Raw genomic sequence first — 21,609 nt, 5'->3', positions numbered from 1 at the left:
TTTTTAACATTGCACTCGCCGCGATAGAGTGCTGGCGAGAAGCCGGGAGAAATTCTGAGCCCCGGTGCACCGAGGATCACCGAAGCGCGGGGAGAACACCAGTGTCAATTTCACGTCCACGGCGGACACTCTCAGCGCTAGCCGCCAGCGCCGCGATCGCGGGTGCCCTCGTGATGACCGGATGCGGCTTGTTGCCGAATCTCATGGCGAACGAAAACTCCTCGGGAACTCCCGCTGCGCCACCGACCGCGAAAGACAGGGAAAACGCTGCAGCGCAGCAGCAGTTCTTCGACAACGTAGTGCTCGCGGTCCCGATGGTCGCAAGCCTTGACCCCTCCTCTTCCTGGGGTGCCCTCGAACTCGCGGCGTGGGACGACGCCGATCCGACGGTGAAAGAGACCGTGGTGGGCATGGGACGTGACGCGTGCACTCGGGCGGATGAGGCGGCCGGCGCATCGGAGCTTGAGGATCCGGCGATGACGTGGCTCGCCTCACGGTTCCTCTGCGAGGAGCACCGCACGATCGCGGACGAGTTCCTCTCGAATGACGCGAGCTTCTCCCCCACGCACACTATGGCCGATCTCTTCGAATTGGCGCTGATCCAGGACGACGCTACGGCAACCGAGATCCTCGACGCCAACACAATCTGCATCGGCACGCTCGCCCTCGCCTGGGAAGTCCATGCGGGCTTCACTCCGGACGCAACCTGCTGGCTCATCCGAGTGCAGTCGGTCGAAGAAACCGGGGGAAATGCGGAATATCTCTCGCTGTTCGACAACGCCAGTGACACTGAAAACGTGGCTGCTGACGCCCGCTTCGGCGAACTCGCTCAAGCTTCGGGCGCTACGCCGAACACGCTCTCGGAATTGCTCGAAGACATTGAGTAGCGCCACCTAGGCCACCGCCCCCGCCCCCGCAGGGCCCCGGCGCATTACCCGGTCGATGCACTCGCCCGAGCGGTCCTCCCCGCCGCATGATTAAATATGAATTGGGTTTGACTTCGGACGCGATCTATTGCGCTCGGGGATGCACGTTGAGGTGCAGGCATATCAGCGGGGGGACGCGGATGAATAACTCATTGAAGGTCGCGTGGCGCGATCTCCAAAGAATCCTGCGCGTGCCCCAAGCGCTACTGATTCTCATCGGCATCATTGTCATCCCTTCGCTGTACGCCTGGCTCAACATCATTGCTTTTTGGGATCCGTACGGCGACACCAAAGACGTGAGAGTCGCCGTAGTGAACCTTGACGAGGGGGCATCCTCGTCCCTCACTGGCACGCTCGACGTCGGTGAGCAGGTCGTCGCCCAGCTGCAGGAGAACGACCAGCTCGGCTGGCAGTTCATGAGCCTCGATCAGGGGATGCGGGCCGTAAAATCTGGTGACGTTTACGCCACAATTGTCATCCCAGAGCAGTTCAGCGAAGACCTCCTCAGTCTCACGACGGGCGACTTTATTCGGCCAAAGCTTGAGTACTTTGTCAACGAAAAGGCAAACGCGATTGCGCCGAAAATCACCGATGTGGGTGCCACCACTCTCGAAACAAAAATCAACTCCACCTTCGTTTCCACGGTCTCCCACACCCTCACAACTGCGGTCCAGGAAGCCGGTGACAAGATCGGGAGCAGCCTGCTCGGCGCGCAAAACACCTCCCTGAACACCCTCACCCAGGCCACCACTCAGGTGGCGGCCGCGCGGTCGGGAATCGTCGACATCCAGGCGAGCCTCGCAAGCGGAGAAACCGCGCTGGCGGATGCTCGAGCCGCGCTCGTCAGCCTCGACACTGTGATCGGAAACGTCCGTGTCGCAATCAGTGAGGCGCAAACGCTCGCCAGCGAAACTCAGAGTGGCATTGCGGACTTCACGAATACCGTGACGGAGTCCTACACGACGGGGTCAGCGCAGCTCACGGAGATATCCGCGAAACTGAATGATCGACTCTCCACCCTCGCCGGCAGAGCGACGCAGGCCAACGCGGAGATCACGACGGCGATCAGCAACGCAAACGCGGTTGTGGCTGCGACCGGGGAGGCGCTCTCGGAGCTCAAGCAGCTTCAAGACACTCTCGCCCCAACGGACCCGCTCCACCAGCAGATCACGGACGCGATCACGCAACTCCAGGATCGCAATAGTGCGGACGCTGCCCTGCTCCAACAACTCGGACAGCTCAACTCCGATGTCTCGAACGTCACCCAAAGCATGCTCTCCTCGGCAAATGCCCTCAACGCCGCCGTGCGGGAGAGCGCTGCGGCAGCGGGCTCGGTTCGCGACGTCATCGTACAAACGCTCCCGGAGGTCAACCGTGCGATGAACGCGCTCTCCGCGAGCGCCGGAGGGTTCTCAGCGGCCCTCGATTCGCAAAAAACCCTGGTCGCTGAAGCCGCGGGCTTGCTTGACAGTTTTGAGTCTCAACTCACGCAGGCCCACGCAGCGAACGAGGCGCTCGACACGAGTCTCGCCGGGGTCGAGCAGGATCTGCTCAGTGTTCGGGCCGACGTCGCTGCGCTCAGTTCTGCCGACGTCCTCACCAGAGTTCAAGCGATGAGTGGCCTCAATCCCGGGCAAATCGCTGATTTCATGGCGTCGCCCGTCGAAGTCAAAGAGAAGATCGTCTTTCCCGTCGCCACCTATGGCTCGGCGATGGCACCTCTGTTCACGAATCTCTCGCTGTGGATCGCTGCGTTTGTGCTCGTGGTCCTGTTGCGGCAGGAAGTCGACACCGAGGGCATTGAGGGGCTCACCGTTCGGCAGGCTTACTTTGGTCGCTGGATGCTGCTCGCATTCATCAACTTCTTCCAAGCGTTGCTGGTGAGCGTGGGCAACGTGATCATTGGCGTTCAGATGGTGAACGCGCTGGCCTTTGTGGCGACAAGCGTCTTCATCGGCTTTGTGTACATGGCCTTGATCTACTCGCTCGCGGTGTCATTCGGGTACGTGGGCAAGGGCCTGATCATTCTGCTGGTGATCATGCAGATCCCCGGGGCATCCGGAATCTATCCGATCCAGATGATGCCGAGCTTCTTCCAAGCTCTGTTCCCATTCTTCCCTTTTACCTACGGAATCGATGCGCTGCGAGAAACGGTGGGCGGCTTCTATGGCGGCGACTATGTGAAATTCATCGCGGTGCTCGCCCTCTTCGCGGCCCTGTCGTTTGTGCTCGGGCTGTTCTTCCGCCAGCGGCTCGGGAACTTCTCACGACTCTTTAATCGTAGGCTCAGTGACACCGATCTATTTGTGAGCGAAAACGTTCAGGTACTGGGATCGCGGCGCAGGCTCACACAGCTCGTGCAGGCCCTGACGGATCGCGAAGCATTCCGAAGAAAAGTTGCCAAGCAGGCGGAGTGGTTTGCGGAGCGCCACCTGTCGATCTTGCGGATCGCACTCGGCATCGCAGTGGTGGTGACGGCGCTGCTCGCCTGCGTCGCTTGGGTCATCCCGGACGCCAAAGCCACTGTGCTGGCGCTCTGGGGGCTGCTCTGCCTCCTCGTCATCACACTGGTTGTCACCCTTGAATACGTAAAACAGAACATTGCGTTCGCCACACAGGTGGGAACGCTCCAGGCGCCGGAGTTGCAATCGAGGCTCGCCCAAGAAGAACGGGCAATCCACTCGAACGCGCAACTCGACAAGCTCGAAGAGCAGGTCTGAATCACATGAGGAATATCGCCCACATCTTTGTCACCGATGTTCGTCGCCTCCGGCGCAACGCAATTGCCATTGTCGTACTGTTCGGCGTCGTCGTGCTCCCATCGTTTTTTGGCTGGTTCAATGTGCTCTCAAGCTGGGACCCTTTTGGGAACGTCAAGAACCTGAAGGTCGCCGTTGCGAACGCCGACGAGGGCTACACAAGTGATCTGTTCTCGGTACAGATCAATGTGGGTGAGCAGGTCATCTCAAACCTGCGGGCAAACACTGATTTAGATTGGGTGTTCACGTCCGAGGACCACGCGATTTCAGGCACGAAATCGGGAGAATACTACGCAGCGCTCGTGTTGCCTCCCTCATTCAGTCGCGACATGATGACGTTCCTTTCCCCCGGCGCTGAGCCAGCAAACATCGACTATTTCACGAACGAGAAGAAAAACGCCCTCTCCCCCAAGATCACGGATGAAGCCGCGACTGAGGTGTCAACGACGATCAATTCAACGTTCACCAAAACCCTGAATGACGTGGGGCTCGCCCTGATCTCCTCGCTCGCGGATCACGCAGGTGATGAAGAGTCGCGTGCGGCACTCACCCGAGTCCAAACCAGCGCGCAGACCGCGGCAACAACCCTCGATTCGGGCGCCGCGACACTCGAGATGTTCAGCTCACTCATCGCTTCGAGCAAAGCGCTCGTGAGCAGCGCCTCGTCGCTCACCGACGCCTCGCTCGCTTCGGTGGAGAGCGCCTCGAATGCGATCGGAGAAGGTGCCAGCGCGGCGCAATCGCTGGAATCAGTGCTGACGAGTACAAATGCGGCAATATCCGAAGCACTGAATCGCACTTCAACGAGCTACACCTCCCTCATCGACCAGATCTCCGGGCTGGACTCCGCGTTTGTCGGAGAAGCAGCGCAAGCGGCCACGGTGCTGGGCTCGGCAAGCGCCGACGTTTCGGTGCGTGTCGAACAGCAGCAGAAACTACTCGAGCAGTTGAAGTCCCAAGCTGCCGCAAGCTCGGATCCTCCACTCACAGCGGCCCTCGAGCGAGTCATCGCCGATCTCGAAACCGCGGCGACCAGGCAGGAAGCGCTGCAGCAACGAATCGATGACGCAGCAACCAAACTCAGCGAAACGAGTTCCGGCCTTGAGGGAACCCGGGACGAGGTCATCATGCTGGCCGAAACGGCGCGCAGTGCAGTTGATCGTGCGTACAACGCGTACGACGGCAGCCTCAAACCTCGACTTGATCAGCTCGCCGGGTCACTCAGTGAGGTCAACACCGGATTCGGGCAAGTTGGTGACGAGCTCGCTTCGGCAGCGCGCTCCCTCTCCGGCGGATCATCATCACTCCTCGCCTTCCTCACCCAGGCGGAAGAAACGACAGCGACAATCGCAGCTGACCTGCGTGAGGCATCAGGTCGTTTCGTCACCCTCGCCCAGGCGCTGGGGCAGGCCGCACAGAGCGGAGACTTTTCCAAGGTGTCTGCGTTGATCGGCAACGACCCGGCTGTGCTTGCCGGCGAACTGACAAGCCCGGTCGGCCTTGAACGCATTCCGGTCTATCGGGTCGACACGTTCGGTGCCCAAATGTCTCCGTTCTACACAGTTCTTGGGCTGTGGGTCGGTGCCCTGCTGCTGTCGGTGCTCATCCGCACAGATATCTCCCCCAGCACGGCGCCCGCCGTGGGACGCTTCTCAAAAGCACAGGAGTATTTCGGGCGATTTGGCATATTTGCGGTGCTCGGAATCCTTCAGAGCTCGTTGCTCTACCTCGGACTCATGGGTTTCGTTGGGGTCCGACCAGTTCACCCCTTCTTGCTTCTCCTGGCGGGGTGGGTGATGTCACTGGTGTTCTCGCTCGTCACGTACACGCTGGTGTTGTCATTCGGAGAAGCAGGGAAAGCGCTCGCCGTGTTCCTGCTGGTCGTGCAGATCTCAGCTGGCGGCGGGGCCTATCCGCTATCGGTGCTCCCTCAGTGGTTCCAAAGCATGAGCCCGTGGCTTCCGGTGACCCACGCCACAAACGCGGTGCGGGCCGCGATCGCGGGCATATACGAGGGCGACTACTGGATCGCCCTCGGACAGCTCGCGCTCTTCCTTGTCCCCGCGCTACTGATCGGTTTGGTACTGCGACTGCCAGTGCTCAAGATGAATGGGAATCTCACTCGAGCGCTCGAGTCAACCAAACTCATGTGAGCGTACAGCGGGCCGGAGTCACGGGTCACTACGACCCAAGAATCACTCGCTCAGACGGCCGACAGCGGCATCCTGTGCGCGGGCGTCCGGGTCCTCAGCCTTCGCCAAGCGGATCACTCCGGTCACCGCGACAACTCCTGCACCAATAAACGCGAAGGTTGACCACACCGGAGCACCTGCCGCTTCCTGCAGGATCGTGATGCCCAGAATAACCGCGAGAGCCGGATCAATGACGGTGAGACCAGCAATGACCACGTCGGGGGGATTGCACGTGTGTGAGTACTGCACGAAGTAAATGGACAGCACCGACGCGACCCCGATCCCCAGGAGACACAGCAGGGTGAGGAGCCCATCCGAACCGAGCTGAAAGTGACCGCCCGTGAACATCGCTTCCACTCGCAGGATCACCGTCTTCCCGAGAGTTGCGACGAAACCGGAATACACGCCGCCCAGCACCACGAAGAGCAGCGGGGTGCGGCTGCCACGTTTGCCCACCCACACGACAACAATCGAGACGATGAGCACCGCAGCCAGCACCGTCATCATTTCAATGAGTTGTTGATCGCCGATCGGTTTCTGACGACTCACGACCGCAGCAACGGTCACGAATACGGTGACCCCGATGAGCGAAGTGACGATCGCAGTGACGACGGCTCGCGCCGGCTTCTTCCCGGTAGACCGGGTCGTGAGCAGGGTCGTGAACACCAACGCTGCAACACCAATGGGCTGCACCACAATGAGTGGTGCCAGTGCGAGGCTGCCCATCTGGACCACGATCGCTAAGCAAAACAGTGCCGTGCCCGCCAGCCAGATCGGGGTTTTCAGGAGCTGCATGAACGATGCGTCGTGAGACGATCGCTCGGCCGCAAGCTTCACCCCGCGGCTCTGCCACAGGTTGCCGACGGAGAGAATCCCGGCCGACAGGAGCGCGAGGAATACTCCGAGAACGGGCAGTGAACCGACGAACATCGCAACTCCTTGGGCGGAGGCTCGGCCTCCAGAAACGCTCCCCTGCCCGAACGGGAGCGGGAGTACTGGTTGGGGGCTCAGACCGGGGGCCACACCGGAGTGTGCGCCCCCGACCTACTCCATGAATTACTTCTTCGCGCCGACGAGTTTCTGGACGGCTCGCTGAATCTCGGCGAACTCATCTTGTTTCTTGGCAACGAACTCCAACGCCTGCGTGCCTGTGGCCAAGACTTGCGTCGCGGTTTCTCCCACATCTGAGAAGTTATGGCTGACGTTCCCGGCAAGCCCGCCCTCGAGCATGAGGCGGCTCACAAGATCAAGCTTGAGCACCTTGGAACCCTCAGAAAAACTGAGTTCTTCGAGGTTGACCCACACGATCCCTGGCCGGGTCGTGGACTCGAAAACGTAGCGCTTGTTTGTCAGGTCGAGCACGACCTGCCAAATCGTCTGCGACGCGTCCGGCTTGCCTGGCTCTGGGGTCCGGAACGGCTGCGCCGCATTTCGGATGATGCTAAACATTGCAGCGATCGCGTCAACCTGAGTTTTCGGCTGCACCTGGTGTTCGACGTAATAAGAGGCCCGTGCAAAGCGGTCGCTGGCAAGCGTCGAGCCAGGAAGTGCCTTGTCTCCCCCCAGCCCCTCGATCTGCTTGACGAGCTCCAATTGCTTGTCAAAGGTCGGGGAGTTCGTCATGACCTTGTAGTCACGGCTGTGGTACACCTGCGGCTTGCCATCGGTGTATTCGATGACCGCGGAGTCGCCAGTTGCATCGTTGATGGCAAGATGCAGAGTCGGCACGAGATGGCCGGTGGGATCGAACAGTTGAGCAATTTCAACCTGTGTGTCGTTTGTCCAGGCGACGGCCTCTGCGACTGTCGCAAAGTTATCCAGGTAGTACTGGAGCCAAATTGCCTGACTGAGCTGGGTTGCCGATGCCTCGGGCTTCCCATAGTCCGACTCCGCCAGCCACAGGATGTGCCCGGCAAAGCCCTCCTCGTTCATGCCGTCGGTCGCGACAAGATCAAACGCGGTCGCAACGATACTGCCGTACTTTGCCTTCCAGCTCAGTTTGCCGTCGACCCCGTCCGTGCGCTCGATTCCCCGCGGATACTTCCACAGGTTGGTCAAGAGGTCCATATGGAAATCCATGTTTCGGCCGACGATGACCGATCCATTTGCATCAGGCCAAACAACTCGTGTGCACATATTGCTTACACATCCTTTCTCAGGTGTTTCCTCGGTCGTCGTGGTGGGTGCACCGCGACGTTGTCGATCGTTCCTCGGGCGGCATAAATTACGAGATGTCGTACTCAGGTGTTGCGTCGATTCCAAGCGAGCTGAGGGAGGGCGATCATCGATGCCACAAAAAAACACAAGGCGCCGATAAACGTTCCCCAGTTTGCGACCGCGGCATCCTCCGCAGAACCATTCGTGAGGACAAAGGCCCCCACGGCGGAGATCGCGAACGCGATGCAGCCGATCATGTTGATGTGCGCCCCCCACCACCCAGAATCTCGCGGATTCCACAGCTGCCCGTGTTCCCGGTAATAGGCGACATAAACGAACACGGCACTGATCAGAAACGCAACGGATCCTCCCGCGTCAGGGTTCCATACGAGACGTTCTTCAGCCCGCACAGTTTTCGCGGTCAGGGCTGCGCTCGTGCTGATGTTGAACAGGATCGTACCGAGGCTCTGGATCGCCGCTGCGAGCCAGACCGCCCGGAGCATTTTCCCGGCGCCATAGTCCACGGATACGATCGCGTTCCCGCTCAAGATGAGTTGCATCAGACCAGCGGCGGTGAAGAACCATGCTCCAACGAAGCACAACACGTTGGTGACATTGGCGCTCCCCAGATCCCAAATCCCGACCGCAGTGCCAGCGGCGAACAGTGCAGATCCGATCATGAACGACACGCTCTGCTTGGTCACCGTAGGTGCAAGAAAGGGCACGCGCATTCGAGGCGATTCCGCAATCTGCTGCTGAGTCATATGTTCCAACCGTCCGGGTGATACTGATGAGAGTTCGCCCCGGCCCGGCACGTGAGTGACACTCACAGCCGGAAGTGTTTCGGGGCGAGCTGGGCGTCGAAACCGTTGAGCGCGTCTGGCGAAGACCGCCACGCTCACCGGCACCTCGATGATCGGCTCCTAATGCGTGAAGCTCTTGCGCTGCTTCTCACGGGGGATGGGAGCCTCAAGGTTTTCCAGGAAGTCGACTTCCTCCGTAACCGCGGCGAGCAGCAACTCGGCGAGGTCTCGGCTCAGCCCCAGACGGACAACGATGCGTTGGACCACGAGGCCGGTCAGGTTGTCCGGCATCGGATACGCGGGAACCAACCACCCGCGCATGCGAAGCCGATCCGCGAGATCGTAGAGATCCCAGTTCCGCTCGCCCGGCTTGAGCTTCCACGCGAACACTGGAATTGTGTCGCCCTTGCTGACAAGCTCGAACTGCTCCATCGCGCCGATTTCAGACGAAAGATAGGTCGCAACGTCGATCGAGCCCTGCTGCACTTCACGGTAGCCCTCACGCCCCAGGCGGAGGAACTGGTAGTACTGCAGCAGCACCTGGGCGCCCGGGCGCGAGAAGTTGAGCGCCAACGTCGGCATGTCTCCGCCGAGGTAGCTGACATGAAAGATGAGGCTCTCGGGGCAGGCCGCCTTGTTCCGCCACACTACCCACCCCACCCCGGGATAGACCAACCCATATTTGTGGCCCGAAGTACTGATCGAGTTGACGCGGTCGACTGCGAAGTCCCACTCGAGTTCAGGCTGGCAGAATGGGGCCACCATTGCCCCGGACGCACCGTCGACGTGAATCTTGATGTCAAGACCGGTCGCAGCTTGGATCTCGTCGAGCTTTGCCGCGATCTCCTTCACGGGCTCGTACAATCCTGTGTACGTTTGACCAAGAATGGCAACCACGCCGATCGTGTTCTCATCGACATACGTATCGAGCTCGTAGCCATCAAGGACAAGATGTTCCTCAGTCACCGGAACATAGCGCGCTTCGACATCCCAGTAGTTGCAGAATTTCTCCCACACGACCTGCACGCCGGCCGATAGGACCAGGTTCGGGCGTTCTGTCGACTTGCCCTCGGCACGACGGCGTTCCTGCCAGAGTCGCTTCAGCGCCAAGCCCCCCAGCATGCAGGCCTCAGATGATCCAATCGTGGATGTTCCGATCGTGTCCGTGGTATCAGGGACGTTCCAGAGATCCGCGAGCATCCGCCAGCACCGATCCTCGATCGCGGCTGTCGCGGGATACTCGTCTTTATCGATCATGTTCTTGTCGGCAGACTCGACATAGAGTTTCTGCGCGTTGTCGTCCATCCACGTGGACACAAAAGTCGCCAGATTCAGCCGAGAGTTGCCATCCAGCATCGCTTCGTCGTGAATGATTTGATAGGCGGTATCGCCCGACATCATGCCGTCCGGCAGCTTGAACTTCGGAAGGCTCGTGGCTTCGCCCGGACGAGCAAAGACGGGATTGATCTGAAGCTCAGCAGCATCAGACTGTTCAGCAGCGTTTCGGTACAGTTCAGACAAGATTTCCTCATTTCTTGATGTTCGGGCTGACACAGGTTCAGGTGGCGACGTACAGCGTGCGAAGCTCGCCGCCGCCGCCGGGGAGATAGGTTCGTGACCACCGATGCAGGTGGCGGGCTTCACTCGGGGCATCGCCGCATCGGCCGCATCGGCCGAAAAAAATAGCGGCCCCGCAGGCCGCATGAATGGGTGAGGTTTCCGCACACAGCAGGAATCCAGGCTCGGCGTTCTCCGGCTTGTGAAAGTTGCGCACCCCGTTTGCCGTCAACTCAAACACATCCTCTGTGTAGGCCCCCGTGGCCACGTCTTCGTAGCCCCCTGTCTGATCCTGACACAGGTGGGGCCGAAAAATATAGTGCGAAAATCCAGTTCAGAGCGGACTCTGGTGAGAATCCCCTCAATCATCTGGCGTCGCACTATCGCGCGGTGCACCGATTCCGCCGGATTCACCACGCGCCCGAAGACGGCCGAGTGAACGAATATGCCCGCAGTGAACTTCCCCCGCCATAGTTCGCTGCGGAGCTGTAGGGTCTGAATAGGTATTCCATCAATGAAGAAGGAATGTGCATGCGGGCACCAGTCACCAGTTCACGAAATACCTTTGCCCTCGAGTGCAATTCGCTCCCCACAAACGGTGTGATCCTGCTCGAGGCCGAAGACTTCTCGCGCGCGCTCACGGGTGACGATACCGAACCCGTGCTCGTCCTCCCCTGGCGTCGAACGCCAGGTCACCCTTGCAGTCGTCGCCGAGGCCATATCCATGTTGCGAAGCTCAGCCACGGCACCCGCACAGAATTGCTCGTCGCACTGGGAGACGACATCGTGTGGAACGGCGAACCCATTCCCGGGATGACACCGGAAGACCGCGAAGCTCTGACGGCCGTCCATGTGCAGCGAGCGTAGCGAGGTTCATCCCGGCTCCGTTTCGCGTTGGACTATCACCCACCACAGCTAGGGGCGAGTATGCAAGATACGTCACAGATCGATTCCGCGCCCGCGCCGCCCCCCGACCGGTCGGCACTCCGGCGACAGCATGCGATCCTTGGCCTCAAGATCCTTGCGGGGCTGCTGATCATCGCGGCCCCGATTGCGCTGGCCTCGCTCGTCGTTCCCGGCGTCTTCGGTGTCGCGTTTTTCGGCGTGCTCGCCGCAACTTTTGGGTGGATCAGTGGGGGACCGAGAATTGGTGCCGCCGTCGTGCTCTCGCTCTCCGTGCTGGGGGTGATCGCCATCATGCTCCGCGAGAACACGATCGTACTTGCGGCGATCCTGCTCCTGCTCGGGGTGGCCTACGGCCTTGCTGCGCGGAAGGGTGTGGGCAAGGCCGTACTGCAGCTCCCCATTCTCGTACCGTATTTCATGATGAGCCCTCCCCCGCTCTTCACCGATCCTCCCGTGTTCGACGCGGCCTACTTCACCGGCGTGCTCGTGGTCATCAACGTCACCGGCGCTTGGGCGATCCTGGTCTTGCATCTCGCCCTGGGTAAGCGTGAACTCGTGGCACTCAGCGTGCCCGATCCGCGCGTGCCCGTGCTGTACGGCACTGTGCTTGGCCTCATGTCTGCCACGGTGATGTTGCTGGGCACAACGACGGGAGTGAAATCCCACTGGGTCTGGGTGACACTGACGCTGTATGTGCTCGCGGATCCAACACAGCTCCTCACCCCCAAGCGCATGGTCGGTCGACTCATGGGCACGTTCGCGGGGTTCGCGGCGGTTGCGCTCATGGCACTCCTCGGGATCCCTGACCCGGTACTGCAAGTGTTGGCGCTCCCGGCGCTCTGGCTCTGCCTCACATTCCTCGTCCTCCACAAACCGTACTGGGAGTACAGCCTGTTCCTCACGATCTCGGTGGTGTTGATGAATTCGCGCGGGATCAACACCCTGCTCCTCGATGCGGAACGGTTCGCCTTCACGCTCGTGGGTGCCGGCTTGTCGGCGCTCGCGGCGGTGATTGTCCACTGGGTCCTCGACCGAAGAACTAGGACCGCGCGCTCCCGGCAGGTGTGATCCCCGGAGGCCTCGGCCTCGGGTCGGTACTGCCCTACGGCACGCTGCGGCGGATCGCCGCCAAACGGGGGCTCGATCTCATCATGGTTGAGCACAGAGGGGTTGGGCTATCGCGCCGGGGCATCTCCGGAACCGACCTGCCGTTTTCTGGGCTGCGAGTCGATGAGGTCGCCGACGACATCGCAGCGGTCCTGGGTTGGGAGCGGGTCGCGGGCATGCTGCTTGACTCGGCGTTGCAGTCCGCCGCGATCTGTGACGTGGCGCATGCTTGAGCCCTACGCTCACCTACGCGCCGTGAGCGCACCACTTTCCACGGTTTGGCGGAGAGCCACGCACCCTGAAAGCGACCATTGCTTCAGCTTCCTGGCCAGTTGTCCTGCTTTCCGGATCCCGGGACCTCCGCACGCCACCGGCAATCGCCGAGTCCCGCAGCCGCAGCATGCGCTGAGCAGCCCTGGAGGCGAGGGAACGCCGTCAGACGGGGCTGCGTGACACCTCGAGGCAGCGTTGCGCGCGACGGTGGCTACTCCCCCAACGCCGCTTCCAACCGCTCCAGCTTCGCGTCGAGCTCGCCCTCGAAGCCGGGGCGAATGTCCGCCTTCATGACGAGCGAGACCCGCGAGCCATATGGAAGCACAGCCTCAGTGGCGCGCTTCACGACGTCGAAGACCTCGTCCCACTCCCCCTCGAGTTCGGTGAACATCGAAGACGTGCGGTGCGGGATCCCGGACTCGCGCACCACGCGGATCGCTGCGGCGACAGCTTCGGAGACCGATCCGGTCTCGCTCAGCGCTGGGCCCGCCGGGCCCGAACCGCTCGGGGCGACGGAGAATGCGAGGATCATGTGGGGTCCTTTCCGGGCGGGGGTCAGCGTGGGCGAGTGGCGAGCTCAGTATGAGCGGCTCGGTGCCGCGTCCGGGACGGAGATCTCGCCGGTGCGGGCGGGGCGCGGAGCGAACCAGAGGGCGATGAACGCTCCGACAAGGATCACGCCCATCGGCATCATAAGTGACTGCATCATCGCGGTGGTGAAGCTCTCCTGGAGCGGCGCGGGCAACGCGGCAAGTCCGCCGCCCCCTTCGCCGCCGCCACCGATCCCGGCGGCAGCCTGCTCGCCGAGGAGCGCGCTGATCCGCGAGTTCATGAGCATCGCCATCGCGGCGGATCCCAGCACGGCCCCGACCTGGCGACTGGTGTTGTAGACGCCGGATCCGGCACCCGCGAGGCTCGGCTTCAGACTGAACGTGGTGAGCGAGGCGAGCGGTCCCCACATGAACGCGTTGCCCACGCCCAGGATCACGCTCGGGATAAGCAGCAGCCAGATCGGGGTGTCCGGGTGCATCAGCAGCACGTAGCCGAGCATGCCCGCGGACACAAGCACGAGACCGATCACGGGAATCCTGCGCGGATCCCGCCGGTCGATGAGCAGCCCAACCGGGCGCGCGAGCGCGATCGACAGCACCGCCATGGGCACCATCATCAGCGCCGACTGGGTCGGGGTCTGACCCCGCACAAGCTGTAAGTAGAACATCAGCGGCAGGCTCATCCCGGTCACGCTGAAGCCGACGGTGACGATCGCCGCGGACCCGACCGAGAAATTGCGATCCCGGAAGATCTGAAGCGGGATCAGCGGTTCACCGCGCTGGAAGCGCTGCCAGACAACGAACAGTGCCAGCACAACAACGCCGGTGATGATCATGCCCCAGATTGTGACGGGGCCCCAGATCGCACCCCACTCGTAGCTCTGCCCCTCCTGGATGCCGAACACCACGAGGAACATGCCGACCGCGCTCAGAATCACCCCGAGCCAGTCGAAGCGGTGCGCGCTTGTCGGCAGTTTCGGGACAAAGCGCATCGCCAGAATAAACGCCAACACACCAACCGGCACGTTGATGAAGAAGATCCACTCCCAGCCCCACGCGTCGAGGAGGAAGCCGCCCAGGATCGGACCGACCAGCGTCGCGACACCCGCGGTGACACCCCACACAGCCATTGCCGATCCGCGCTCCCGCGGCGGGAAGATGCGCGTGATCACGGCCATGGTCTGCGGCGTCATGAGCGAGGCCCCGAGGCCCTGCGCGACGCGGGCCAGAATCAGCATCTCAATCGAGTGAGCGAGGCCGCACGCGAGCGAGGCCAGCGTAAACACGGCGAGCCCCAGCAGGTAGATCCGACGTGTGCCGAAGCGGTCTCCGAGGCGGCCGGTGATGAGCAGCGGGACCGCATAGGCGAGCAGGTAGGCGCTCGTCGCCCACAGCGTCGCGACCATCGTGGTTTCGAGCCCCTGCATGATCGAGGGATTCGCGACCGAAACGATCGTGGTGTCGACCAGGATCATGAAGAAGCCGAGCACCATGGACCATAGTGCGGCCCAGGGGCGGATTGCGGGGGTGGGCGTCTCGGGCTGGGTGTTCACCCGCACAGCCTACTCCCGGCCAGTGACATTCGGGGGTCCGGGGTTGCCGGGGCCGGGATCCGGCGCCCGATCCACTCACGAACGCACCGGAGATCCTCGACCCACGCCCCTCATTCAGGGGAAAAATCTCCGTGGAATTCAAGAATCTCCGGTGCGCTTGTGGGAGAGGCGCGGAGCTCTGGGCGGGGAGTTCTGGGCGGGGTGCGGGGCCGGAGGCGGAGGCGGAGGCGGAGGATCGAAGAGTCGTCGCAATGCCCTACGGCAGCGCGTCGGGGCCGAAGGCGTCGGGGAGCAGTTCGTCGATGGTGCGCTCGCCCCGTGCGGAGGCCAGCAGCAGGCCCGGGGCGGCGGCCTCGTGCAGGAGTTGCCGGCAGCGGCCGCACGGCGTGAGGAGATTGTTCGCACCGTCGACACACACAAAGGCGCGGAGCCGGCCCCCGCCGCCCAGGTGGAGCGCGCCGAGCATCGTGCATTCGGCGCAGAGCGTGAGACCGTAGCTTGCGTTCTCCACGTTGCAGCCGGTGACGATCCTGCCGTCCGTGACGAAGGCTGCGCATCCGACCGCGAGGCCCGAGTACGGGGCGTACGAGTGCGCGGTTGCGGCGAGCGCGGCCACGCGCAGGGCATCCCAGTCGATCGGCATCTCACCGTGCGCAATCGCGTCGGTCGGCAGGGCGTCGGTCATGGCTCCAGCGTAGGCGCAGCGCCCGGATCGCGCGCACCCTCCCCGAGCGAATTTATCTAAACTGAGCAAAATTACGCGGAGAACGGCTCAGTCTAGATAAAACGCCTCGTGGAGCATGTGGATGAGCGGGGTACCTCCGGGGAGGGGTGTGGCAAGCCGCGGGCACGGGATGTCGGCCGCGCCGGGCACTCCCGCCCCGATACTCAGCCCTTCAGGGCCTCACCGAGTTTCACGCGGGTACCGGTGCGCAGGATCGAGTGGTTGTAGATCCGGGAGCCCACCCACACGGCAATGGCAATTGTGACAAGCAGGATCGCGAGCGAGAGGAACGGCTCCCACCACTCGGCGGTGCCGAGGTAGAGCCGCATCGGCATCCCGATCGGCGCGGAGAACGGGATATAGCTCATTACGGCGAGCGCTCCCGGATTGTCGAAGAAAAAGATGATCGCCACGTAGGGGATCATCACGAGCCACATCACCGGGCTGACCGCGGAGGCGACATCCTCCTGCCGGGACACGAGCGCGGCGAGCGCCGCGTAGAGCGTGGCCAGCAGTACGAAGCCAAACGCAAAGAGAATCCCGAACCAGATCAGCGCGGTGCCGAGTTCGCCAAGCAACAGGTCCTGCCCGGTGGCGAGGATACCCACGCAGGCGAGCGCCACGATCGCAATCACCTGGGCGAGCGCGAGAATACTGTTGCCCAGGATCTTGCCGGCGAGCAGCGTACGGGCCGAGATCGTGGCGAGCAGGATCTCCACAATGCGGGTCTGCTTCTCCTCGACAACACTCTGCGCGATCGTGGTTCCGAAGGTGATGGCACTCATCATGAACACCACGCCGAAGGCGATGGCGATGATGTAGGCGAGACCGGGATTGTTCGTGACCGGGGCGAGGAGTTCCACGGTGGGTGCCGCAGAGAGCGCCTGCAGTACGTCCGCGGGTGCGCTGTCATTCGCGAGCACCGTGAGTTCTACCGGAGTGTCCCCGCCGGGCACCACGGCCGCGTCGACATCGCCGTCGCGGACGAGCTTCTCGGCGGACGCTCGATCCGGCACCGATTCGACCTCGAAGCCGGCCTCCGTCAGATCCGCGGCAGCGTTCCCCATGACCGCGACTCGGGTGGCTCCGCCGAAGCCGCCGCTGTTCGCCATGAAGCCACTGAAGAGGACGCCAGCGAGCACAAACAGCAGGAGCACCCCCGTAGACACGAGGAACGACTTTGACCGCAGGCGCGTGGTGATCTCGCGCTCGGCGACGATCCAGGTGCCCTGTGCGGCGCTCGGCCGCTGATACGCTGCTGCGGCTGTGATGGGAGTGGTGGTACTCATCGGACAACCTCCGTGAAGATCTCTGCGAGGGACGGGGTGACTGGGCTGAAGCTGCGCACCGTTGTACCGGCCTCGGCGACGGCTCGGGCGAGCACGGCCTGCGCCGCCTCAGTGGAATCTGCCTCGAAGCGGGCAAAACCCCCGTCGAGGTGAGTCACGGCAACGCTCGGCAGCTCGCGCACCCAGCCCGCGTCGGCGCTCGGCCCCGCGAGTTCGAGTTCGAAGGTGCTCCCTGTGTGTGCGGCGCGCAGCGACTCACGGGATCCGTGCGCGCGGATCCGGCCGTCGCCGATCACCACGACGTCGTCGCAGAGCCGCTCCACGATGTCGAGCTGATGGGAAGAGAACAGGACGGGTGCGCCGCGGTCCGCGTAGTCACGCAGCACCCCCAGCACAACCTCGACCGCCATCGGATCCAGGCCCGAGAACGGTTCGTCGAGCACCAGGGCGATCGGTTCGTGCACCAGGGCTGCGGCGATCTGGGCGCGCTGCTGGTTGCCGAGCGAGAGGCTCTCGAGCGTGTCCTTCGCGCGCTCCGCAAGCCCCAGCCGCTCCAGCAGTGCCGTTGCCGAGGAACGGGCCGCGCCCGCTTCCATCCCGTGGAGCCTGGCGAGGTACACGAGTTGCTCAAGGACCGGCATCTTCGGGTACAGCCCCCGCTCTTCCGGCATGTAGCCGAATCGCGCTCGGTCGGCCGCGGTGATCGGTACCCCGTTCAGGTACACCGACCCCGAGTCCGCGGCGAGCACGCCCAGGATGATGCGCATCGTGGTGGTCTTGCCCGCGCCGTTGCCGCCGACAAAACCGGTCATCCGGCCGCTCTCCACGGTGAAGTTCACGTCGTCAAGCACCCGGCGCGTGCCGTAGCTGCGGGAGACTCCTGCAATCTCAATCATCGCGATCCTTTCGTTGCTCCCCACGCTACGGCGGTGCCGTGGCCGCCCGCCTCCCCCGCACGACGGAACCCGCTCCGCCACGCGACGGAGGTGCGCGGGAGGGCAACCATTTACGCTGGAACCCATGACAGTCCCTCCGGCCGAGTGGTCCCGCCCCCGAGCCGGGCGCGCGGAACTGCGGGTAGACGCCGGGATCGCGGCGGCCCTCGCATTCGGGAGTGTTCTGACCGCGCTGCTGTACGCGCGGACCGGCGTCATCCCCGATCCGGCACCGCACTGGGTATCTGTTCTCGGACTCGCCGCGTGCACCCTGCCGCTCGCCTTCCGCAGGGTCGCTCCCATCCCCGTCGCGATCCTGGTGTCGATCGGGTTTTTCGTGTGCGGCCAGTTCGCGGTGCCCGAGCTCTTGATCACCAACGTCGCCCTGTTCCTCGCGCTCTACACCGTGGGGGCCTGGGAGCCGAACCGGGCCGCGGCCGTGTGGACGCTCATCGGCACGAGCGCCGCCCTGTTGATCTGGCTGATCGTGTCGCTCATCATCTCGGCGTCGGACGACAGCGACTTCCTCGGGATGCCGCGTTCCGGCCTGTTCTCCGCGTACGCGACGTTCGCCGTCATCCAGATCATCACAAACCTCCTCTACTTCGGGGCGGCGTACTGGTTCGGCCTCCGGTCTTGGCGCGCAGCACGCACCCAAGCCGCGCTCGAGGCGCAGGGACAAGAGCTGGAACGCGAGCGTCGCACCAGCGCGGAGCAGGCCGTCGCGCTAGACCGCATCGCCATCGCCCGCGAACTGCACGACGTCGTGGCCCACCACGTGTCAGTGATGGGGATTCAGGCCGGAGCGGCAAGGCGCAGCATCCCGCGGGACCCGGATCGCGCCGTAGCAGCGCTGGAGATCGTGGAAGAAAGTGCCCGCTCCGCCGTTGCAGAGCTGCAGCGGCTCGTGCACACACTGCGCATGCCAGACGCGGACGCCGGATCCAGCACGGTCGGGATCGCCCAACTGTCAGGGCTGCTCGCCGAGTCACAGGACGCTGGCGTGCCCGTCACGCTGATCGTCACGGGGGACGCTCGCCCGGTGCCCATGCTCGTCGACGTCGCCCTGTACCGGGTGGCGCAAGAGGCCCTCACCAACGTCAGGAAACACGCGGGGCGCGGAGCGGCGGCGACAGTTCGGCTCCGGTTCCTCACAGACGCTATCGAGGTCGAAGTAAGCGACGACGGTGTGGCCCTGCGCTTCGGGGGTGCCCGCGGCGGCGCGCGCCCCGGGCTTCCCAGCGGATCACGCGGCTCCGGGCTCGGGCTCCGCGGGATGCGCGAACGGCTCGGGGCCGTCGGCGGAACCGTGTGGGCCGGCCCCCGCGAACGGGGCGGCTTCCTCGTCCGAGCGCACGTTCCGCTGGGTGCCGCAACCTCCGACGCGTCCGCAGCAACACCCGCCGCAGAAACGGAGACCCCATGACAATCCGGATCCTTCTCGTCGATGACCAAGCCCTGGTCCGCTCAGGATTCCGCATCATCCTGGAGTCCGAGGACGATCTTGAGGTCGTCGGGGAAGCGGCCACCGGGGCGGAGGCCGTCACACTGGCGCGGGATCTCACACCCGACGTGATCTGCATGGACGTCGAGATGCCCGGCATGGACGGCATCGAGGCGTCCCGACAGATCCTTATGGTCCACCCCCCGAGCCCTGGCCCGGCACCTGCGGTCCTGATCCTGACGACGTTCGACCACGAACAATACCTGTTTGCGGCACTCGCGGCCGGGGTGAGTGGGTTCCTGCTGAAAACCTCACGCGCCGAGCAACTCATCGACGCGGTGCGGGCGTTGGCCGCGGGCCACGCGTTGCTCGGTCCCGACGTAACACGGGCAGTGCTGGAGCGGGTGGCGACCGACACGGCACGCGAGCCTGTGCGCGCCGAGCGCCCCGTGCTGTCGCAGGATCACTACGAAGCGGCCGGGCTCACTGACCGGGAGCGTGAAGTACTCACGCTGATCGCGCAGGGCCGCTCCAACGCGGAGATCGCCGCCACCCTGTTTCTCGGGGAGGCCACCGTCAAGACGCACGTGTCGAACGTGCTGCAGAAACTCGGGGTCCGCGACCGGATCCAGGCGGTCGTGTGGGCGCACACGCGCGGCGCGGGTGCCTAGCTTTCAACCTCCCCGGAGTGCCGGATCCGGCACCGCTGTCACCAACGCGTCGGAGATTCACGCGCCGCGTCCCCATTCCGGCGACAAATCTCCTGCGAGTTCGTGAATCTCCTGCGGGCTGGTGCGTTCCTCTTCGTAGGTGGGATAGCGGAGCCCGGAGCTTGCCGACCTGCGCGCTGTGCTTGCGGGCCGTGGTTGCGCGATCCGTCCCGCTGCTGAAATATCACCCCCATTCGAGCCGCGCTCAGCGCTAACGTCGACAGTGAACGCACCCCGACCCGAAGAGAGCCCCATGGTCACCCGTCAGTTGCCGAAGCCCACCGAGTTGTTCGAACTCATGCAATTCAAGCGCCCCGACTTCAACGGGAAGCGTCGTCGCCTTGAGGGCGCCCTCACGATCAACGACCTCCGGACGATCGCGAAGCGGCGCACTCCGAAGGCCGCGTTCGATTACACCGACGGCGCGGCCGAGGGCGAGATCTCGCTGGCGCGCGCCCGCCAGGCCTTCGCAGACATCGAGTTTCACCCGAGCATTTTGCGCCCGGCCCCCGAGGTCGACACGAGTGTCGAGATTCTCGGCGGCCCGAGCGCGCTGCCGTTCGGTATCGCCCCGACGGGCTTCACCCGGCTGATGCAGACCGAGGGGGAGGTTGCGGGCGCGGGTGCGGCGGCTGCCGCGGGAATTCCGTTCACCCTGTCCACGCTCGGCACGACCTCGATCGAGGACGTGCGGGCCACGAACCCGAACGGTCGCAATTGGTTCCAGCTGTATGTGATACGGGATCGCGAGATCTCATACGGCCTTGTACGACGTGCTGCGGCGGCGGGCTATGACACCCTGCACTTTACGGTCGACACCCCCGTGTCCGGCGCACGCCTGCGCGACAAGCGCAATGGCTTCTCGATTCCCCCGCAGCTCAGCCTCGGTACCGTCATCAACGCGCTGCCGCGGCCGTGGTGGTGGGTCGATTTCCTCACCACCCCCAAGCTGGAATTCGCGTCGCTCGCCACCACGGGCGGGACCGTGGGCGAGCTGCTCGACGCTGCGATGGATCCGACGATCAGCTTCGACGACCTCGCGGTGATTCGCGAGCTCTGGCCCGGCAAAATCGTGGTGAAGGGCGTGCAAACGCTCGATGATTCGCTGCGACTCCGCGACGCCGGCGTCGACGGGATCGTGCTCTCCAATCACGGCGGCCGTCAGCTCGACCGCGCCCCGGTCCCCTTCCATCTCTTGCCGAGCGTGCGCCGCGCTGTCGGCGACGACTTCACCGTGATGATCGACACCGGCATCATGAACGGGGCCGACATCGTCGCAGCCGTCGCGCTCGGTGCCGACTTCACGCTCATCGGGCGGGCCTACCTCTACGGCCTCATGGCGGGCGGGCGCGCGGGGGTGGATCGCACGATCACGATCCTGCGCACCGAGATCGAGCGCACGATGCGCTTGCTCGGGGTGTCCTCGCTCGCGGAGCTCGAACCCGGTCACGTCACCCAGTTGCGGCGGCTCGGCCCGGTGACTGTGCCCGCGGTGTAACGGGGGTGCCCCGCCCCGCCCCGCCCCGTCAGCTCGGCCGTCTCGCCCGAGCCAATCGGCCCCGCCAAAACCGATGACTTTTCTCCGAACCGATGATTTCTCCCCGATATTTCGCTCAGTTTGGACAACATGCCTCAGTTTGGGTGGGGTGTGGTGTGGCAGGGCGGACGCGCGGCAAGGCCGGGGCGCGCGCCGCGGCTTTGCCGCGCGCGGGCGGGGTGCGCC

18 protein-coding genes are annotated in these 21,609 nt (G+C 63.6%); 9 read left to right on the top strand and 9 right to left on the bottom strand.

Annotated features, from left to right (window positions below; genetic code table 11):
- Positions 1-101: 101 nt before the first annotated feature.
- From FM113_RS02130 to FM113_RS02120, 3 genes are all read left to right on the top strand, one after another.
- Complete coding sequence (locus FM113_RS02130; protein WP_254908825.1) at positions 102-887, top strand: hypothetical protein; 786 nt, start codon at positions 102-104, stop codon at positions 885-887.
- A gap of 86 nt (positions 888-973) precedes the next feature.
- Positions 974-3,646, top strand: a complete 2,673-nt coding sequence (locus FM113_RS02125; protein WP_087011010.1) for a YhgE/Pip domain-containing protein — start codon at positions 974-976, stop codon at positions 3,644-3,646.
- A gap of 5 nt (positions 3,647-3,651) precedes the next feature.
- Positions 3,652-5,838 (top strand): YhgE/Pip domain-containing protein, encoded by a 2,187-nt coding sequence (locus tag FM113_RS02120; protein WP_087011008.1) that lies wholly within the window; start codon positions 3,652-3,654, stop codon positions 5,836-5,838.
- A gap of 42 nt (positions 5,839-5,880) precedes the next feature.
- On the opposite strand, the gene FM113_RS02115 is transcribed toward FM113_RS02120, so the two are convergent.
- The 4 genes from FM113_RS02115 to FM113_RS02100 all read right to left on the bottom strand — a co-directional run bounded on the left by FM113_RS02115 (position 5,881) and on the right by FM113_RS02100 (position 10,358).
- Positions 5,881-6,807 carry a hypothetical protein gene (locus FM113_RS02115; protein ID WP_087011006.1) on the bottom strand — a complete coding sequence of 309 codons (927 nt, stop codon included), beginning with the start codon at positions 6,805-6,807 and terminating at the stop codon, positions 5,881-5,883.
- 126 nt (positions 6,808-6,933) lie between these two features.
- Positions 6,934-8,013, bottom strand: a complete 1,080-nt coding sequence (locus FM113_RS02110) for a linear amide C-N hydrolase (RefSeq protein ID WP_087011004.1) — start codon at positions 8,011-8,013, stop codon at positions 6,934-6,936.
- 104 nt (positions 8,014-8,117) lie between these two features.
- Positions 8,118-8,798 carry a hypothetical protein gene (locus FM113_RS02105; RefSeq protein ID WP_217895937.1) on the bottom strand — a complete coding sequence of 227 codons (681 nt, stop codon included), beginning with the start codon at positions 8,796-8,798 and terminating at the stop codon, positions 8,118-8,120.
- Positions 8,799-8,957: 159 nt separating this feature from the next.
- Entirely contained in the window at positions 8,958-10,358 is a 1,401-nt protein-coding gene (locus tag FM113_RS02100; RefSeq protein ID WP_254908823.1) for a glutamate decarboxylase, read from the bottom strand.
- 567 nt (positions 10,359-10,925) lie between these two features.
- Between FM113_RS02100 and FM113_RS02095 the strand changes: the two genes are divergently transcribed.
- The 3 genes from FM113_RS02095 to FM113_RS02085 are packed head-to-tail and all read left to right on the top strand — an operon-like array spanning position 10,926 to position 12,640.
- Positions 10,926-11,261 (top strand): hypothetical protein, encoded by a 336-nt coding sequence (locus tag FM113_RS02095; RefSeq protein ID WP_087011002.1) that lies wholly within the window; start codon positions 10,926-10,928, stop codon positions 11,259-11,261.
- Positions 11,262-11,321: 60 nt separating this feature from the next.
- Complete coding sequence (locus tag FM113_RS02090) at positions 11,322-12,368, top strand: FUSC family protein (RefSeq protein WP_087011000.1); 1,047 nt, start codon at positions 11,322-11,324, stop codon at positions 12,366-12,368.
- The gene (locus FM113_RS02085) at positions 12,365-12,640 is read left to right on the top strand and encodes a hypothetical protein (RefSeq protein WP_087010998.1); all 276 of its coding nucleotides are present in this window, start codon (positions 12,365-12,367) and stop codon (positions 12,638-12,640) included. The genes FM113_RS02090 and FM113_RS02085 overlap by 4 nt, the downstream gene beginning before the upstream one ends.
- 251 nt (positions 12,641-12,891) lie before the next feature.
- Here FM113_RS02085 and FM113_RS02080 read toward each other — a convergent pair whose 3' ends face one another.
- The 5 genes from FM113_RS02080 to FM113_RS02060 form a co-directional block, all read right to left on the bottom strand.
- The gene (locus tag FM113_RS02080) at positions 12,892-13,212 is read right to left on the bottom strand and encodes a thiamine-binding protein (protein WP_087010996.1); all 321 of its coding nucleotides are present in this window, start codon (positions 13,210-13,212) and stop codon (positions 12,892-12,894) included.
- Between the two features lie 45 nt (positions 13,213-13,257).
- Positions 13,258-14,724, bottom strand: a complete 1,467-nt coding sequence (locus FM113_RS02075) for a DHA2 family efflux MFS transporter permease subunit (RefSeq protein ID WP_087011021.1) — start codon at positions 14,722-14,724, stop codon at positions 13,258-13,260.
- Between the two features lie 316 nt (positions 14,725-15,040).
- Positions 15,041-15,469 carry a cytidine deaminase gene (locus tag FM113_RS02070; protein ID WP_087010994.1) on the bottom strand — a complete coding sequence of 143 codons (429 nt, stop codon included), beginning with the start codon at positions 15,467-15,469 and terminating at the stop codon, positions 15,041-15,043.
- A gap of 203 nt (positions 15,470-15,672) precedes the next feature.
- On the bottom strand, positions 15,673-16,797 hold the full coding sequence (locus FM113_RS02065; RefSeq protein ID WP_087010992.1) for an ABC transporter permease: 1,125 nt from the start codon (positions 16,795-16,797) through the stop codon (positions 15,673-15,675).
- On the bottom strand, positions 16,794-17,693 hold the full coding sequence (locus FM113_RS02060) for an ABC transporter ATP-binding protein (protein ID WP_087010990.1): 900 nt from the start codon (positions 17,691-17,693) through the stop codon (positions 16,794-16,796). Before FM113_RS02060 ends, FM113_RS02065 begins: the two co-directional genes overlap by 4 nt.
- A gap of 124 nt (positions 17,694-17,817) precedes the next feature.
- On the opposite strand from FM113_RS02060, the gene FM113_RS02055 reads away from it, so the two are divergent.
- The 3 genes from FM113_RS02055 to FM113_RS02045 all read left to right on the top strand — a co-directional run bounded on the left by FM113_RS02055 (position 17,818) and on the right by FM113_RS02045 (position 21,384).
- Positions 17,818-19,158 (top strand): sensor histidine kinase, encoded by a 1,341-nt coding sequence (locus FM113_RS02055; protein ID WP_087010989.1) that lies wholly within the window; start codon positions 17,818-17,820, stop codon positions 19,156-19,158.
- Entirely contained in the window at positions 19,155-19,847 is a 693-nt protein-coding gene (locus tag FM113_RS02050; RefSeq protein WP_087010987.1) for a response regulator transcription factor, read from the top strand. The genes FM113_RS02055 and FM113_RS02050 overlap by 4 nt, the downstream gene beginning before the upstream one ends.
- Positions 19,848-20,139: 292 nt before the next feature.
- The gene (locus tag FM113_RS02045; RefSeq protein WP_087010985.1) at positions 20,140-21,384 is read left to right on the top strand and encodes an alpha-hydroxy acid oxidase; all 1,245 of its coding nucleotides are present in this window, start codon (positions 20,140-20,142) and stop codon (positions 21,382-21,384) included.
- Positions 21,385-21,609 lie beyond the last annotated feature (225 nt).

The organism is Leucobacter sp. 7(1) (assembly GCF_900163635.1).
Taxonomy (GTDB): domain Bacteria; phylum Actinomycetota; class Actinomycetes; order Actinomycetales; family Microbacteriaceae; genus Leucobacter.
The sequence above is the reverse complement of the archived record's forward strand: the minus strand, read 5'-3'. Positions and strand labels throughout refer to the sequence as shown.

Coding starts and splice junctions, on each gene's coding strand:
- FM113_RS02080 (WP_087010996.1), bottom strand. CDS start 13,212: ATGATCCTCGCATTCTCCGTCGCCCCGAGCGGTTCGGGCCCGGCGGGC.
- FM113_RS02090 (WP_087011000.1), top strand. CDS start 11,322: ATGCAAGATACGTCACAGATCGATTCCGCGCCCGCGCCGCCCCCCGAC.
- FM113_RS02110 (WP_087011004.1), bottom strand. CDS start 8,013: ATGTGCACACGAGTTGTTTGGCCTGATGCAAATGGATCGGTCATCGTC.
- FM113_RS02115 (WP_087011006.1), bottom strand. CDS start 6,807: ATGTTCGTCGGTTCACTGCCCGTTCTCGGAGTATTCCTCGCGCTCCTG.
- FM113_RS02120 (WP_087011008.1), top strand. CDS start 3,652: ATGAGGAATATCGCCCACATCTTTGTCACCGATGTTCGTCGCCTCCGG.
- FM113_RS02125 (WP_087011010.1), top strand. CDS start 974: ATGATTAAATATGAATTGGGTTTGACTTCGGACGCGATCTATTGCGCT.
- FM113_RS02070 (WP_087010994.1), bottom strand. CDS start 15,469: ATGACCGACGCCCTGCCGACCGACGCGATTGCGCACGGTGAGATGCCG.
- FM113_RS02075 (WP_087011021.1), bottom strand. CDS start 14,724: ATGGTGCTCGGCTTCTTCATGATCCTGGTCGACACCACGATCGTTTCG.
- FM113_RS02055 (WP_087010989.1), top strand. CDS start 17,818: ATGACAGTCCCTCCGGCCGAGTGGTCCCGCCCCCGAGCCGGGCGCGCG.
- FM113_RS02060 (WP_087010990.1), bottom strand. CDS start 17,693: ATGATTGAGATTGCAGGAGTCTCCCGCAGCTACGGCACGCGCCGGGTG.
- FM113_RS02050 (WP_087010987.1), top strand. CDS start 19,155: ATGACAATCCGGATCCTTCTCGTCGATGACCAAGCCCTGGTCCGCTCA.
- FM113_RS02105 (WP_217895937.1), bottom strand. CDS start 8,798: ATGACTCAGCAGCAGATTGCGGAATCGCCTCGAATGCGCGTGCCCTTT.
- FM113_RS02095 (WP_087011002.1), top strand. CDS start 10,926: ATGCGGGCACCAGTCACCAGTTCACGAAATACCTTTGCCCTCGAGTGC.
- FM113_RS02045 (WP_087010985.1), top strand. CDS start 20,140: ATGGTCACCCGTCAGTTGCCGAAGCCCACCGAGTTGTTCGAACTCATG.
- FM113_RS02065 (WP_087010992.1), bottom strand. CDS start 16,797: ATGAGTACCACCACTCCCATCACAGCCGCAGCAGCGTATCAGCGGCCG.